Below are 15,585 nucleotides of genomic sequence, written 5' to 3'. Positions count from 1 at the left end.
TCAACGATCAGCCCTCGAGAAGCTTCAGGAACCTCATGATGATCATCGCGCCTTGTGCTCGCTGTGCGCCGGACTTCGGAGCAAAAGTGCCGTCTCCCATCCCTTCAATGAGTCCGATGGAAGCCGCAGCCTTTATATCGTTTACAGCCCACACACTGACACTCGCCATATCATCAAACTCGACTGAAGGTGATTGCTCTGCTGCAGTATACAAGCCGCGGTCCGAGGCATATTGCAGCGCTCTAACGGCCATAACCGCCATCTCTTCACGTGTGACGTAATCGCCCGGCCGGAATAAGCCGTTTGCTCCGTGAACCAGCCCTGCTTCAACAGCCGCCTGAACCGGCAGGGCATACCACGCCCCGGGATCAACATCGTCAAACAAAGCGGCATGGTCGGCACCCGGACTCAAATTCAGCGCACGAACGAGCCATGCGGCAAATTGCGCACGGGTTACCCCGTCAACCGGCCCGAAGCGGTTGTCATCATAGCCATCTGTGATGTGTCGTCCGGCCAATAGCTCTACTGCGCTTTGCGCCCAATGGCCCTGAATATCCGAGAAGGTCTTGAAGTAATGAAACACAGCATATTTGCTAAAATGTCGGGCATTAAAGGTAATCCACGCTCCATCCTCACTAACCGAGCCGCCGACATACTCCCAAACGTTAGCAAGCTCATCGAAATGGTAGACGCCTAATTCCCCTCCTGTTCTATCCAAGAACGGATCGGACACAGGAAGCGTCACCTTTACTGCCGGTTCAAATGCTGTTATGAAATGATCGCCTGCAAAGATTTCAAATTCATAGATGTCGCCCGCTGCTTCCAGCTCTGCATAATCGTCCGCTTGATTCCTCCGTGCGGTCTGCGCATCACCAAGCTCCGATTCATCCGGTACAGTCGCACTGAATGTCAATTGTTTACCCATCCGATCGGCTGCTAAACCGGCAGCCAGCGATGGCTCAAGCATAAAGGAAACATTGCCCAATTGCAGATCAAGGGCGATGTTATGCTCCTCCAGACCTTTAAGCTCATCTACGGACAGATCAAGCATGACGCCGGTTTCATGCAGCGGCACTTCGATACGAAGCATTTGTTCCGCAGCCGGCATTAGAACGGAATATCCATTATCGCTTAAAGCCTGCCGTATATCTGCGGCCGTTTCCAAGTATAACTGCAGATGATCGGCCAATACGCCGTTAGGCAATGAAGCGCGGAGCGTTCGTCCTGATCTGTCCGTCCGAATAAGCGCGGCATTCAATGTCCCTGCATGGTTCAATGCGTTTTGCACCGCTTCAAGTACGGCGCCCGCTTCCGATCCTTCGGAGCGGATCAGCTCCAATGCCGATGTTAGAGCTCTTGCCGCTTCTGAAACCGGCGGGTTAATGATCGGTTCCAGGGATGTCGGACGATCTTCAACCGGAACATACTCGAACTTCACCGTATACGTTTTTGTCGTTCTTCCATCTTCAGCAACCACAGTCACGCTCGCCTCTCCAAGAAGAGCGTCCGCTTGCCTTATATGGATCACAGCACGGTCGCTTGATGAAACGGCCTCTACGGTTGGAATTACCGAAACACTGCGTTCCAACCGCACCGTATAGCTGAATTGATCTGCGGAAAATCCTGAGATTTGTAGTCCGTCAACCTTCAACTCAGCCAAATAGGCATTGTTGCTTTTAACCAGCGGAATCCGGTACAGCTTCGAATCCTGTCCATAATATATCGACCCGTCCCTGGCGATCACCATTAATGACACATTGCCCAGGTCATTGAAAACCTTGTGCTGCAGCGTTTCCGGATTGATAACGACCAGCTTCCTGGACAGTGTCGTGTACAACAGGCCGTCGTTGCCCCACCGCAGGTAATGCGGACGCCATTTGCTCGAGCTGTAGGTGCTCGGAAGGATGACCTTGCTCTTAACGACTTGTTTGGTTACCGGATCCATGGCAAATATCGTGCCGTCAACCGCCCCCCACAATAAACCGTCATGGGGACTGAACGATAAGGAACCAATCATCTTCGGTGACTGATCGATGCCGGGAATTTCCGGTGTAAAGGAATCAATAAGCTCGCCTTTCTCGACATCCCAGATGAACAGCTTCGCTTCGCTCTGGGATGGGCTGCCTCCTTGCCCGCCCCACACCGAAGTGCCGCCATAAAGCAAGCCGTTGCGATATGCCAGGCCAATGATGCTTTGATCCTGTACGACATTGCGGTGAGACTCCCAATGATCCCGGGCTTCATCATAAATGGCTAAAGATCCGCCCAGCAGACCATATCCCGGCGCACTTCCGACGAATACATGGCTGCCGCTTGATTCCACCACGAACGGCCGGTCCTGCTGGTCAGGCATTTTGTAGATAAATCCCGGATTATTCAATGGCGACGTTCCGAAATTATCAGGCCGTTCAGGATTATACCGGTAGATCTCAGCGCCTGTGTACGTTCCGAAATAAGCCACATTTCCTTTGAAGCCGATACCCTCGGCTTGACGGAAAATACCGAAGGATTTACCGGTTTGCCCGGTATCAGCGTCGACAATCGCTAATCCCCGCTGATATCCGCCAATATAAAGCTTATTGTCCGGACTGATTTCAAGGGATTGAATACTTACCGCCTGCGACTCGATTTCCAATGGGACGAACCGCAGTGTGTTCAACTGAGGATTATAAATAAAGTACTCTGAATATTGCGAGACAGCCGCAAGCACCGTTTGCCCTGCTTCTTCCCCTTGCGATAGCGTCAGCCACTGCAGGGACTTCATTCTAGGCGTATCCGGCAGGCGTGGAATGCCTTCTACTTTAACGACTTCATTGCTTGCCAGATTATACGTGTGCAGTTCATCTTCGGATTTAAAATAGATCAAATCGGGTTGGACCGGTGACGGCGGCGAGATCTGATCGTTCACGCTAAACGAATTTATAATCTGCAGCGTTGAACGGTCAACCACCAGAATGATGCTTGCGCCTGATTGAAGGAACAAACGGTCTCCATAGATCCACACATCGGAATAAAACCCGCTTTGTCCCGAAGTATGCTCCAAATATTTCGGATCCCCTTTGATGAGCAGCTCTTCTTTCGCCCCGGTAACCCGGTCGATTCGGATCAGATGTTTTGTCGATCCAATCGCCGCATAAATATGCGTATCGGTTGCCGTAATGCCCCGAACATACTGCTCTACCGGATGGACACGGCCATAATTTCTAAATGCGCCCGTTAGGGTGTCATATTCAAAAACTTCCGCTCCCGGCCAAGTACCGCCATAAATTTTGCCCTCCGGTGTCGCAGCTAAATCCCAAACTTTCGTATCCCCTGACGGTATGCTGGCAATGCGATGCAATTTCTTCTCAGCCGGAACATAACGATATAAAATACGTGAGCTTTCGCTGGCAAAGTAAACATCACCGGCGGCATCGATCGCCATCGCCCATACGGTATCGTCCCCGCGCTCCAGCACTTCCTTGAATTTCAAAACGCCTGTCTCGGCATCGTTCACATGAAATACGCCGGGACTGCCGTTGGCAACGACATAGACCTCACGGTCCCCCGAAGGTGTTGTTCCAATTAATCCGCCCTGAGCCAGCGGCACTTTTACCGGTTCCCCAAGCGATACCGGCGTACCCAGATTCGTCTCCAGCTCAGCCTCAGGCACTTGAGCGCTCCACTGCAAGTCGTCAAAGTAAACCTCTGTAATGCTGATTCCGCCCGAGTAGAAGTACAGCTTCGCATATACCGCTCCTTCTGGAGCTGTCGCGCTTATCGGGAGTGGTGTCCATACATTTAATGGCAGGTTATTAAATAGCGAGGTCTCCTTACCGACGGCCTCATCCCTCGCATTATAAAACTCCAGCTCCAGCACGATCCGATGGGATTGATATACGATATTGCTATTGATAGACGCATTGTATGTCAGGCCTGGCGTGACCCCAATCGAAGCACTCTGTACGCGCAGGCCCGCTTCGTTGTGATTATCAAAGAAGTGAAGGCTTTTGCTGCCCTCGCTGGCTCTTTGATCCGTTATGGCTAACGTTGAGTTCGGATGTGTCTCCGTAACCGTCCAACCCGGAATCCCGCCGCCTTCAGTCAGCGTTTCTTCAAAGCTTGGATTGACCGGAGCCTCAGGGTAGATTCCCGGCTCGGGTAGGGTATCCGGACGAGTCTTATCCAGATAGACATTATCGAAATATCCGTTAAGCGGTTCCGTACCGTTCGAAGCGATTGTCAGAGAAGCGAATACCGCACCTGCCGGAACAACCAGTTCCTCTGCCTGGGACCGCCAATTACCCGGCGACTGATCCTGGTTCACATCTATTACAGCCTCGCCGATTTTGGCATTGCCGCTGTCAAAATACGAGATCAGAATACGCGCTTTACTTTCCGGATCACTGAATAAATAACGGAAGGAAGCATAGTATGGCTTGCCGGCTTCCACCATGATCCGATCGCTCACCGCGCTCAGCTGCTCATTCCGCCTGTTATCAAAATGCAGGCTGTAGGTCCCCTCGAATCGCTGCTGGCTGCTTAACCAGATCCCTAATCCGTTTAAGGTCCATTTATGGATTGTAGGCTTCTCCTCAAAATCCAGATTGGGGTGGACAATGGCGGTTTCTGTTCCACCGGAAATTTTTGTGATCCGGATATTATCGACGTAGGCGATCGTTGCTGTCGGCTCACCGGTATACATGCGAAGCATTAGATACTGCGAGTTCGCAGGCAGTGTGGTTTCAAAGGAAATCTCCACCCATTCTCCTTGTTTGAAATCCGCTGCCCGAAACGCTTTACTGCCGCCTCCTATATCTTTGCGGTCGCTGTCATAACCGTGCAGATACCAGACAAAAGAGTTATTGACCATTTGATCCATCTTCACATGCGCATTCACACGGTACGTGGCTCCGCTCTCTGCCGGAATTAAAGGTGTACGCACATCCGTCCAAGTGCCGCTCGTGCTTGTTGCTACGAACTTCAAGCTTTGCGAGCCGGTAAAGGCACTTTCATCCGTCACATAAGGGCCGCCCCGGTCATCGGCAAAGTGCCATCCGGGAACGGTATATGCCGTAAAGCCTCCATTCTCCAGATGAAGCGGGACAGGTTCTATCGGCGGGACAGGCTCCTCAGCTCCTGGATCCGGCGCCGGGTCATTGCCATCCGGGGTCGTGCCGGTGCTCTCAAATCCGCCATTCACTAAAGGAACCGGAATTTTCGACTCGCCTGCTCCCTCGAAAAATTGAACATTATCAATATAACCGATCATCGATGTAGGATCGCCGGTATACATCCGGATGCGGACAGTGGATGCCCCTTCCGGCACCGTAACGGTATGGGCGATTGGCGTCCATTCCCCTGCTTTGAACGCGCTCGGCTGCAAGCCTACCCGGCCGCCGTCCCCAACCTCAGTGCCGGACTCATTATAAGAGGTAATATAAACCCCGAATGTTCCGCCTTTCAGCATTTCCTCCATGTATACGCTTGCAGTGACCGTATACTGCTGCCCGGCTTTAACCGGCACATGCTCGCTTCGCACATCCGTACGCGACTGGCCGGCGACTGTGCTCGCTTCAAACCGCAAGCTCTTCAAGCCCTCGTATGCTTGACTGTCCGTCACCCCAACTAAGCCTATTCCTGCCTCAATCACCCACCCTGGGATGACAAGCTTCGGGTCCGCTTGTTCCGCTTGCGCCTGAGCGCCCATCCAGGTGAACTGTGAAAACATGACTAAAAAGCATAGGCTTACGATTGCACTCCGACGATAGCCTTTCCAGTTCATTCTGTTCCACCCTTCTTATTCATTTTGTATGTTTTTTCCATGAAAAACGCAGCCGGATAGAGGTCAAAATCAGAGATTTTAACAGGTTCTACTCCGGCTGCGCAGCACTTCTTGTTTATAATACTCGTGATGAATTATTTCTTGTTCGCTTGATACCATTCATTAACTTCATCGACAATTTCTTGTCCGCCCCGCTTGTAATATTCTTCGACGAACTCGTCAAATTTGTCGATATCATACTCGCCGGTAATGATTTTCACTGCGTAATCCTGCCACAGCTTCGGTGTGAAGCCTTCGATATCCGGGTATTTCCCAACATGCGGAAGCGGCGGGATGCCTGCGGTCGCCTGGTTGGATATTCCCTCCTGCTCGGTGATTTCATACGTTTGCCTTGCCAGGTCCGCATATTCTTCGCCAAAAATAGATGTGAGCATTTCCGTCGTGTAGCCCGGGCGTTTCATCCAGTCGATATTCCATTTCTCACTAACTTCCGGAGAACCGTTCACATAGAAATCATGGCCTTCATCCGAAACAAACCAATCCAAAAGCTTAATGACATTTTCCGGGTTTTCCGTACCTACAGGAATGATCCACCCGCCTTGCTCAGGAGCTGTAACGATACCGCCGGAAGTCCCCGTCGGCCCGACAGGCGAAGGTGCCGGAACGAATTCCGCATTCGGGTCGCCCTTCTTCACATTTTCAGCCCAATAGGCAACGTCACCCGCCAGATGGCCTACGATACCTACGCGGTTGGTGAATACTTTCTGCTCCATGGACTGACGGTCCTGGGACAAGAATTCCGGATCGATCAGACCTTCTTCATACATCTTGTTCAACCAAGCAAGAGCATCCTTCATGCCAGGCTTCACTTCCGCTGGAAGCAGTACCCCATCTACTTCACTCCACGTAGTCGGCAGGGCGTCAAAAGCGCCGAACCAGATCCAGTTGGTCCAGTGGAAACCGCCGCGACCGGTGAAAGGATACGTGTCATTCTGGCCGTTGCCGTCCGGATCCTGATCCCTGAACGCTACCATGACCTCGTAATATTCATCAAGCGTACGGGGCATTTCGAGTCCTAAGTTATCGAGCCAGTCCTTACGGATAAAAGTGGCGCGGTTGTGGTTGCTGACAACCTGCGGCTTTGGAATAAAGAGGATCTCGCCGTCGTAGGTCGCATTATCCCACATTTCTTGCGGAATGTGCTGTTTCAGGTTAGGACCATACTCATCAATCAGATCATTGAGCGGCATAACCGTCCGATGGTCAGCATCCAGTGCTCCCGGATAATCGGAAATGACATAAATTTTCACCATGTCCGGGAGATTGCTGCCTGCGGCAAGCATTTGCAGCTTTGGTACATATTCTTCTGCCGGGTACATCTCCAAGTCCAATTCGGTATTGGTTTTTTGCTCGATAAAGCTGAAGGTTGGGTGTTCCGCTACATTTGCCGGCAGGTTCTGTGGATCTGTTCCGCCTGATGGAAACAGTGCTTTAACTGCCGCAGGCGCTGCGACGACCGCTTCTCCCCCATTTGCTCCATTCGCGTTCGTATTCGTTCCGGCGGCTTTATTGCCGCCTCCATTGTTATTCGCGCTGCTGCAGCCGGTAATAACCATGGATAAAGTAAGTAATGATGCCGCCCACATTTTCCAAGCTTTCATTGAGACGCTCCCCTTTCTCATAATCGATTCTTAGAATTGTCGTTTCTGTCACTCCCAAACAAGTCTTACGATAAAAATGAGAACAGCTGCTCTTCGAACTACTCTTTGATCGACCCGAGCATCACCCCTTTAGTAAAGTGTTTTTGCAGAAACGGATATACGAATAAAATCGGAACCATCGCAAATACGATCGTCGCGTAACGGATGCCGTCCCGGTTCAAGTACCCGATCCCCTCAACAAAGGCCCCGGCTTGCTCTTCTATCGTAAACAGCATCCGTACCTTGACCTGAAGCGGCCATAAGCTGTGGTCGCTAATAAACAGCAGCGCGTGGTAATAGCTGTTCCATTTCTCAACCGCATAAAACAGCGCGATTGTCGCTAATGCGGGTTTGGAGAGCGACAAGAATATACGGAGAAGAATATGGAAATCGTTGGCGCCATCCATCTTCGCCGATTCTTCCAGCTCCATCGGCACATTCTCGAAAAAAGACTTCAATACAAGCAGGTTAAAGGCGTTAATCGCCGACGGAATGACGAGTGAATGTACATTATCGAGCAGTCCGGTACCCCGAACCGCCAAGAAAAACGGAATAATCGGCGTCCCGAAGATCATGACGAACAATACGGCAAGCAATACCCCGCCCCGTGCGCGCAAGCGCGGCTTCGACAACGGATAAGCCATCAATATCGTACATATCATTGCAAACAGCACACCGGTCACCGTGATGTACACCGTAACCATAAACGATCGCCAAAGCGATAAGTCGCTTAAAATGTACCGGTACGAATTCAGATTAAAATCAACGGGGAATATCGTCACTTTACCGGAAACAATCGCAAATTCAGAGGAGAGCGACCCGGCAAGCACATGCAGAAAAGGAATGAGCATCAGTATGCCGGTTAAAACCAGCAATGTTCCGTTTACGATTTCAAAGAGGCCCGTTCGCTGATCAGGCAGACGATTCCGGGAATGCCGGCCTGAAGTTTTCAATACACCAGTCTTCGCCTTCAAGTTTCATCCTCCTAATACAAGCTGGAACCGGTCATACGCCGACTCATGTAATTCGCGCCCACCAGCAGCACAAACCCTACAACCGATTTGAACATGCCGATTGCTGCCGTGTAGCTGTAAAAGCCCTGCATGATCCCCGTCCGGTAAATATAAGTGTCTATAACGTCGGCTACATCATATACAGCAGGATTATAAAGTACAAAGATTTGTTCAAAGCTCAGATCAAGCAAGTGTCCGATTCGCAGCAGGAACAAAATCATGATCGTAGGCAGGATCGAAGGAATTGTAATGTTCCACATCATCCGCATCCGGCCCGCCCCATCCATCCGTGCCGCTTCATACAAAGCCGGATTCACGCCGCTCATCGCAGCCAAATAAATAATGGTGCTCCAGCCGACTTCCTTCCAAATGGAGGATGAGATGACAATGGATCGAAAGTAAGATGATTCCTGCATGAAAATGGTCGGCTCCCGCCCGAACATGCCCAAAAATTGATTGAGCGGCCCTCCCATCGACAGAAAAGCGGTTACCATACCCCCGACGATGACCCAGGACAGGAAGTGCGGCATATAAATGACACTTTGGATCGTTCTTTTAAACGCCATTGCTCTTACTTCATTCAGCATCAGCGAAAGCACGATCGCCGCCGGAAATACAATGAGCAGATCAAGGCCGCTTAAGATCAGCGTGTTTTTCGTGATGGTATAAAAATCATTGGATGCAAACAGATACTTAAAATGTCTTAACCCTGCCCAATCGCTGTTCATGATTCCCCGGTGAATTTTGTAATCCTGGAAAGCAATAACTAAACCGCCAATAGGGATATAACGGTAGACCAAGAAGAAAAGGATGCCCGGGATGAGCATGAGATACAACAGGGGATTCTTCTTCATGTTTTTCCATACCGATTCCGGCTTTACCGCAGAGATCATCTCATTCCACCCTTTGATTGTACTGTCTGTAAATAAAACGTTTTCACAATCGAGTAATTTTTGGAGCGCTCCCGAAAATTCCGATAAAAAAAGGCTATGATTTCTGTCATTACCTGTTGGATGGCTTTCGTTAAGTTTTTTGAGCGCTCCCAATTGCTATACTAGAATTATATTCTTTTTGTTAAAGATTAGTCAATAACCTTTTTGAATTTTCCTTGATGTTTGTCTGTTTACGGCCATTTATTCCGGTATAGGTACCATAATACGCTTTTTCTTGCGAAAAAATGCCCAATCGCGGTATCCGATTTCGCGCAGCGTCCTGCACACCTTATTCCAATCTCCCATCAAATGCTCCGGACGATGAGCGTCCGACCCGAATGTGACCTGGACCTTGTAATAATGAGCGAGCTCCAAAATTTCAATGGAAGGAAACCACTCAGCCAAACCAAGATAATGTAATCAAACGGATACCGGTCATATTCCTTCGCATATGCTTCGATCCTGCCGGCGATAATATCGGATTCCACCCCAATCAGCACCTCGATGCGTCCTTGGTACTTGGCTTTTAACCGAAGCGCTTCCTGTACATATTCAGGAAAGGCGCTCTTGGCCATCTTCAGCCGTGGAGTGGGGTGGTCTTGCAGGTCGTCGAAGCTTGGACAATGGTCCGAGATGCCGACCGCATCAAGCCCAAGCTCGAGCGCTTGCTCGATATAATCCTCCATCCTGCCGTAAGCATGGCCGCATCGTTCATGATGTGTGTGCAGATCAAAGCGCATAACAGTCCCTCCTAAGCATGGTGTACGATCGGCTTATTCAGCTGCTAACCAATGCTGCTCCAGCTTTCCTGCCTCTTCCTTCAAGCCATTCACATAAACAAGAAAGGCATGAAAAGCCCGCGAAGGTATAACATCCGGCGGTAAGCTTACCTCAGGCAATGATGCAATGCGTCGAAGCATCATTGTTATGCCGGCCCGGTCAGGCTTGCCCGTAATCTTCTCCGGATCAACCGCTCTTGCCGGAAAAAGCGGAATATTCCACTCGGTTACTTCAGACACTCTTTGTTCTATATCCGCCAATAAACGTTTTACTTCCGGCCGCTCGGAAGGCGTAAATACTGACAAATAATGCTGCAGCACCTCTTCAGGGCGATCTCCCCAGGCAAGCCGCGCGAACCCGAAGCTGTTACAGCCGTGCGCCCACCTCCAGTCATAACCGTCGCCCGGGCCGGCGCCGGGCAGATTCGGTTTTGGCACAAAGGGCACAACCAAATTAAGCAGGCCGTCTACACCCAGTTCGTTATATTCCCTCATATCGTGCGCCATCCGGCCCAGTAAGGCTGGAAACAACCAAGTCAGCATGAAATGATCGCTGTAATATTCGAAAACAGTAAAATGGCGTTTACGCGTTTTTGTTTCGGCGCGCCAATCCATCAGGCTATCCAAAGCCCGGCGTTCGAAGGCACTGCTGTTGTTCATCAAGCTTCTCCCGTAGCTGCGTCCCCAATAAGCAAACAGCGTGTCCACAGCGCCGGATCCGGCAATTTCGCCGCGTTCCAGCATATTCCATGATAATCCGGCATTATAAGCGATATGCTCCACCTCAATGTTTAAGCCTTGCCGTTCCAAAGCCTCCTTCAAGCATTCCGTAAATCGTATGTAACCGGACAGAAACCGGGAAGCATCTTCGGGACGATGCGAATTCCGGCCTGTTCTCTTCACGGCAACATCTTCCGGCCATAATGAAATACGCTCCAATCCGGCAATTCCTTCGCAATAGGACATTATCCGCTCACAAACCTCTGTCTGCCATGTCAGGTCATCATAATCAAACTGCCTTTTCACCCCATAAGGATCAGACTCCGTGAGCTCTTCAAGCCCGTCCGGATGCTCCTTGCGTGTGAAAAACTTCATGCTGTGGCCACCAAGCGTAAGCTTCATGCCGCGTTTATTTATTTCCGGAGAGATAGCGTTACGCAAGCGATCCCAGAGCATGAAGGTTACAAAGATTTCCGAAATCCGGTTTTTCGCCAGCCAATCGATCATACCCACCATATAGTCAACGTCATATATCGTTTCGAACACAAATCCGCGCCGTTGGAACAAAGGCGAATAATAAGCCTGTTGATCCCGATCATCGAATAAATCCCTGCCTGTTTCCCGGTCATATCTCATCCCAAACAAGTCAGGATACACGTAAGAACATCCCAAGTAACGCCGCCCATACTCATACACCGCATACAAAGTTGACCGTTCCGTCTTGCCGGCCAATATAATCCTGCCTTTGCCACCGGATTCCACCATCATATAATCATCGTCTCCGGCTTTCTCGGGCGTGTTTCCATTGCCAATAAATTGTTCGCAAGGAATGCCGGCCTGTTTGCAATCCTCCCAGGTGCCCACAAGGATGCTGTTGTCCACCATTACATCTTTACATGAATGGACAGCAGGCTTGATACCAGCTTCCTCAAGCATCCGAGCCAGCTCTTGCATGGCAAAATCCAGTGTTATATGCGACCGCAGTAAAATCAAATCCTTCTGCAATTGAACCCCCCCTTTTTTTGAGCGCTCCCAAATAAAAATAAGGAAAGCGGTTATTGAACAACCGAGCTTTCCCGAATCATTATTTGGTTGTCCACCATGATATCGAAGCCTGCTTCCTGCTCCGTTAATTCATTGCGCATCAGCTTTAACAACAGCTCCGTGGCTCTCTCGCCAAGCGCCTGCTTGTCCTGGCGCACCGTTGTCAGCTTGGGGTTATAATATGCGGCTGCCTGAATATCATCATACCCGACAACCGATACATCACGCGGCACCACCAGCCCACGATCCCGCAGCGCCTCGATCACACCGAATGCCATCAAATCATTGCCTGCAAAGATGCCGTCAATTAGAGTGCCTTGCCCAAGCGCGTTGTTTATCTGCGTCCTCGCGATCTCTTGGCGGGCTTGCCCATCAATGATCAGAGAGAAATCGAGCGGCAGGTCCGCTTCCTTCAATGCCCTTTGGTAACCGGCAAGCTTCTCTCCTTCATGATAGGTGTCCGGGTAGCCCCGAACAAAGGCAATATTGCGCCTTCCTTGTTCAATAAGGTGTTTTGTCGCCTCATAAGCGCCATTGCGGTAATCGGAGGTCGCACAAAATAACGGCACCTGGTGAAAGTGACGCTTTCCTACAAGCACAAATGGCAGCTTTTTCTCGTAGTAATATAACAAGTATTCTTCCCGGATGTTCTCCCCCATCACGATGAGCCCGTCTACCTTTCGTTTATCGCCGATCCGTTTCCAATACTCGTGGTCGCGTTCCGAACGATTCGCAAAGATGAGCAGATCGTATTGATTTTGAACAACCTTGTTCTGAATTCCCTGCAGAACCTCGTAGAAAATGTGATGCGTCAAAAAGTTGGCTTCATTGCCAAACACGACGACACCTATATTTTCAGTTTTGCCTCCGGCAAGACTTCGGGCCTGAGCATTCGGATGATACCCGGTTTCCTTGATGATTTTGATGACCCGATCGCGCACATCAGGCTTAACGCCTTGCTGATTATTGACGACACGGGATACGGTCCCGCGTGAAACACCTGCCAATTTTGCGATTGATTCCAAGGTATGGCTCATGATACTCCACCTTTCCAGACTTTAGAGCGCTCCCATACCTAACATTATCTGCGTCTGGAACGATAATGTCAATCTACCAATAGGACTTAATCCATAGCCGTCAAGTCCTTGGTTGCTTGAGGTCAGGCAGCAAACCTTCCGCTAAGAAAAAAAGGCTACCCCGCAAAATAGATCTCTTTGGAGTAACCTCTTTATCTCAGCTCGGACGTCCATTCACGCCAGCATTCGCTTATTATGGCAGAACCGGATAGTCCACGACAATGACATTGTCTATGATACCGTCAAGCGACTGCACGAACTGCTGATGAACCGGATGCGGCCCGTACTGCCGCAGCGCCTCCTGATTCTCGAACGTGACGCGAAGCCCTAATGTATAACCCTGTTGGTTGTCCGTTTCTTCCGTCACATTAATGCCGGCCGTCAAGTCGACGATGCCCGGGATGTGGCCTTTAAAGGAAAGCAATAAGTGAAGCAGCTCCTGCTGCTTCTGGGGTGTGATCTTGTTGTTGAATTTGAAGGTAACGAGATGCTCAAACATGTTAAAAAATCCACCTTTCTCGCTTATGATCTATTTATATTTCTATCTATTTATATTTCTTGCCGGTAACAGGAAATACCTTCTTCCCGCTTCGTTTTGAAACGTAATGTCACCGTCGTCGTCCCGGACATCTACTACAGCTCCGGACTCCGAGAGCATCGTATCTGCCAGCGATTGAAAACACCCCAGTCCGAACAAGAACAAGGACTGGGGTGTTTTCTTTTTATACGACGCTGCCCTTGGCGGAATTGGAATCATTGACATCCTGATCCAGAATGATCGATAGCGGAAAGAAAATTTGCACCACATCGCCGGTTTCTTCGCCAAACCCCTGATTGATTTTCGTTGAAACAAACAAATCGACCTGATGAGAAGGACCGATGCTCATCTGGGCCGCCCTGTCCATAATATTGATTTTGAACGCCAGCAGATTAACGACCATTGGAGAAAAACTCAACACGATCAACTCCTCCTTAATTATTCGTTATTCACCAGCGGCGCCGGCATCACCGGATGGAAAAACGAAGGCGAGTCGACCCCGTCTTTATCATCGACAAAACAACGCGGCTCCATAAAATCAACGCCGTCCCCGCTGTTTTGCCCGTATCCTTGATTTCGTTTATCCGAATTCGACCACTCGGCAAGAAAATTCTGGCCAATATTAACAGCTGAAGCATTTTCGAAGGAATTAATTTTTAATATAAAAATATTAATAACTGTAGAAGGCGTACTCATGTCATCACCTCATAGCTCAAAGATAGTAATAATATGACGATATCGTCCATCATATGACACAAGAACCGGGCGGGAGGAACGCATGGAAATTAATAAAATGAAGCAGTGGCTGGATATGGCCAAACAGTTTCATCAGGGACAATTTTGGGATAGTGTGTTTGACCAGGACTACACCAAGCAGGTTATGGAACAGTTCACTAATCCGGCAGTCTCCGTCAATCAGGCGGCAGCAGCTCCCTCATTCCCGCGGGCGGAGGTGCTAAAAAGCAATCGCGAAATCGTTATCCTGATCGATCTTCCGGGGGTCCGGAAGGAAGAGGTGGAGTTATCGATCATGGATGGCTCTTTGTATATTAAAGGTGTCTCCAATCAAAGCTATCCGGATCTGCAGGTCGTTCAAGCGGAACGGTTCAAAGGCGAGTTCGAGCGTGCAATACCACTTCCGGATAAGGTCGGCTCAGGGGCGAAAATTTCAGCAAAATTCGACAATGGAATGCTGGAAATCCGAATCCCCAGGCCGCAAAGGCCGAGGGAAAATATTCGGATTGAATAGGTTAAAAGTGATTTCTCATAAAGGCATCGGCATCCAGAATCTCTTGATCATCAATGGCGGTTTGGGGTAACACGATGCTCACGCGGTCACCGGTTTGCTGGCCGAATCCATGGTTTCTTTTATTGCTGTTCGCCTTTCTTACCTGCGATTGCTTACCGATGGCTATTCTACTAGCTCGAACAGCATTAATTTTAACGTCAAATAGATTCAATTCCATTCCTTTATCCATCTCTCACAAGCCTCCCTTGTCTATACATCGAACTGTTTACTGGCAGTATATTTAGGCCATTGGGGAATTATCACTTTAATGAATTGCGGGGTAGTCCATATGAACTTTCAATTGCGTCAATGGTTTCGCCGAAAGGACCCGTTCTCGCTCTACAAAAACAACCGGGAACAAGACAAGCTTTATAAGCAGCTGTTAACCAGGGTCTGTGAAATGGAAAAGGAGCTTTCCTTATTAAAACAAACCAATGGAAGAGAAAAGTCCGACGCGCAAATCGTGATTGAACATCTCCATATTGAACACTTTAAAGTGGACAAGGTCGACTACGAAAACAACTTTGGCGCACTCGGGATCAAGGAATTAAAAGGACAGCTGAACATTGGCGCAAATTACCGGACGGGGATGCCGGGGCAAGCGGAAGAGGTAAAGGAGGCGTCCCAAAAAGCGCCGCAGCCCCCAAAGCCAGGTGAAAGCCCGCGTTATACGATCAAAGCCCGGGAGCAGAAGATTCCCCCACAAAATAAAACAGCTTCATCCTAATTAG

13 protein-coding genes are annotated in these 15,585 nt (G+C 49.7%); 2 read left to right on the top strand and 11 right to left on the bottom strand.

Annotated features, from left to right (window positions below; all coding sequences use genetic code 11):
- Positions 1-7 precede the first annotated feature (7 nt).
- The 10 genes from IEW11_RS05840 to IEW11_RS05795 all read right to left on the bottom strand — a co-directional run bounded on the left by IEW11_RS05840 (position 8) and on the right by IEW11_RS05795 (position 14,262).
- Positions 8-5,764: an S-layer homology domain-containing protein gene (locus tag IEW11_RS05840; RefSeq protein WP_188529872.1), complete on the bottom strand. Its 5,757-nt coding sequence runs from the start codon at positions 5,762-5,764 to the stop codon at positions 8-10.
- A gap of 134 nt (positions 5,765-5,898) precedes the next feature.
- Positions 5,899-7,425 carry an extracellular solute-binding protein gene (locus tag IEW11_RS05835; protein WP_188529870.1) on the bottom strand — a complete coding sequence of 509 codons (1,527 nt, stop codon included), beginning with the start codon at positions 7,423-7,425 and terminating at the stop codon, positions 5,899-5,901.
- Positions 7,426-7,523: 98 nt separating this feature from the next.
- On the bottom strand, positions 7,524-8,438 hold the full coding sequence (locus tag IEW11_RS05830) for a carbohydrate ABC transporter permease (RefSeq protein WP_229724972.1): 915 nt from the start codon (positions 8,436-8,438) through the stop codon (positions 7,524-7,526).
- A gap of 11 nt (positions 8,439-8,449) precedes the next feature.
- Positions 8,450-9,370: an ABC transporter permease gene (locus IEW11_RS05825; protein WP_229724971.1), complete on the bottom strand. Its 921-nt coding sequence runs from the start codon at positions 9,368-9,370 to the stop codon at positions 8,450-8,452.
- A gap of 344 nt (positions 9,371-9,714) precedes the next feature.
- Positions 9,715-10,149, bottom strand: a complete 435-nt coding sequence (locus IEW11_RS05820) for a PHP domain-containing protein (protein ID WP_308422699.1) — start codon at positions 10,147-10,149, stop codon at positions 9,715-9,717.
- A gap of 33 nt (positions 10,150-10,182) precedes the next feature.
- Complete coding sequence (locus IEW11_RS05815) at positions 10,183-11,913, bottom strand: alpha-glucuronidase family glycosyl hydrolase (RefSeq protein WP_188529869.1); 1,731 nt, start codon at positions 11,911-11,913, stop codon at positions 10,183-10,185.
- Positions 11,914-11,963: 50 nt separating this feature from the next.
- Positions 11,964-12,989 carry a LacI family DNA-binding transcriptional regulator gene (locus IEW11_RS05810; protein WP_188529867.1) on the bottom strand — a complete coding sequence of 342 codons (1,026 nt, stop codon included), beginning with the start codon at positions 12,987-12,989 and terminating at the stop codon, positions 11,964-11,966.
- A gap of 232 nt (positions 12,990-13,221) precedes the next feature.
- Entirely contained in the window at positions 13,222-13,527 is a 306-nt protein-coding gene (locus tag IEW11_RS05805) for a Dabb family protein (RefSeq protein ID WP_188529865.1), read from the bottom strand.
- Between the two features lie 223 nt (positions 13,528-13,750).
- Positions 13,751-13,969 (bottom strand): hypothetical protein, encoded by a 219-nt coding sequence (locus tag IEW11_RS05800; protein ID WP_373289307.1) that lies wholly within the window; start codon positions 13,967-13,969, stop codon positions 13,751-13,753.
- Positions 13,970-14,004: 35 nt separating this feature from the next.
- On the bottom strand, positions 14,005-14,262 hold the full coding sequence (locus IEW11_RS05795) for a hypothetical protein (RefSeq protein WP_188529863.1): 258 nt from the start codon (positions 14,260-14,262) through the stop codon (positions 14,005-14,007).
- Between the two features lie 82 nt (positions 14,263-14,344).
- Here IEW11_RS05795 and IEW11_RS05790 point away from each other — a divergent pair, with 82 nt between their 5' ends.
- Positions 14,345-14,815, top strand: a complete 471-nt coding sequence (locus IEW11_RS05790; protein WP_188529861.1) for an Hsp20/alpha crystallin family protein — start codon at positions 14,345-14,347, stop codon at positions 14,813-14,815.
- A gap of 1 nt (position 14,816) precedes the next feature.
- Here IEW11_RS05790 and IEW11_RS05785 read toward each other — a convergent pair whose 3' ends face one another.
- On the bottom strand, positions 14,817-15,044 hold the full coding sequence (locus tag IEW11_RS05785; protein WP_188529859.1) for a hypothetical protein: 228 nt from the start codon (positions 15,042-15,044) through the stop codon (positions 14,817-14,819).
- 99 nt (positions 15,045-15,143) lie between these two features.
- On the opposite strand from IEW11_RS05785, the gene IEW11_RS05780 reads away from it, so the two are divergent.
- On the top strand, positions 15,144-15,581 hold the full coding sequence (locus tag IEW11_RS05780; protein WP_188529857.1) for a hypothetical protein: 438 nt from the start codon (positions 15,144-15,146) through the stop codon (positions 15,579-15,581).
- The last annotated feature ends 4 nt before the right edge of the window (positions 15,582-15,585 follow it).

The sequence above is a fragment of the Paenibacillus abyssi genome (assembly GCF_014640295.1).
Lineage (GTDB): Bacteria > Bacillota > Bacilli > Paenibacillales > Paenibacillaceae > Paenibacillus_D > Paenibacillus_D abyssi.
This window is presented reverse-complemented; position numbering and strand designations above follow the sequence as displayed.

What these genes read in the sequence shown, in the direction of transcription:
- IEW11_RS05840 (WP_188529872.1), bottom strand. Translation starts at nt 5,764, where the DNA reads ATGAACTGGAAAGGCTATCGTCGGAGTGCAATCGTAAGCCTATGCTTT.
- IEW11_RS05835 (WP_188529870.1), bottom strand. Translation starts at nt 7,425, where the DNA reads ATGAAAGCTTGGAAAATGTGGGCGGCATCATTACTTACTTTATCCATG.
- IEW11_RS05825 (WP_229724971.1), bottom strand. Translation starts at nt 9,370, where the DNA reads ATGATCTCTGCGGTAAAGCCGGAATCGGTATGGAAAAACATGAAGAAG.
- IEW11_RS05820 (WP_308422699.1), bottom strand. Translation starts at nt 10,149, where the DNA reads ATGCGCTTTGATCTGCACACACATCATGAACGATGCGGCCATGCTTAC.
- IEW11_RS05810 (WP_188529867.1), bottom strand. Translation starts at nt 12,989, where the DNA reads ATGAGCCATACCTTGGAATCAATCGCAAAATTGGCAGGTGTTTCACGC.
- IEW11_RS05805 (WP_188529865.1), bottom strand. Translation starts at nt 13,527, where the DNA reads ATGTTTGAGCATCTCGTTACCTTCAAATTCAACAACAAGATCACACCC.
- IEW11_RS05800 (WP_373289307.1), bottom strand. Translation starts at nt 13,969, where the DNA reads ATGGTCGTTAATCTGCTGGCGTTCAAAATCAATATTATGGACAGGGCG.
- IEW11_RS05795 (WP_188529863.1), bottom strand. Translation starts at nt 14,262, where the DNA reads ATGAGTACGCCTTCTACAGTTATTAATATTTTTATATTAAAAATTAAT.
- IEW11_RS05790 (WP_188529861.1), top strand. Translation starts at nt 14,345, where the DNA reads ATGGAAATTAATAAAATGAAGCAGTGGCTGGATATGGCCAAACAGTTT.
- IEW11_RS05785 (WP_188529859.1), bottom strand. Translation starts at nt 15,044, where the DNA reads ATGGATAAAGGAATGGAATTGAATCTATTTGACGTTAAAATTAATGCT.
- IEW11_RS05780 (WP_188529857.1), top strand. Translation starts at nt 15,144, where the DNA reads ATGAACTTTCAATTGCGTCAATGGTTTCGCCGAAAGGACCCGTTCTCG.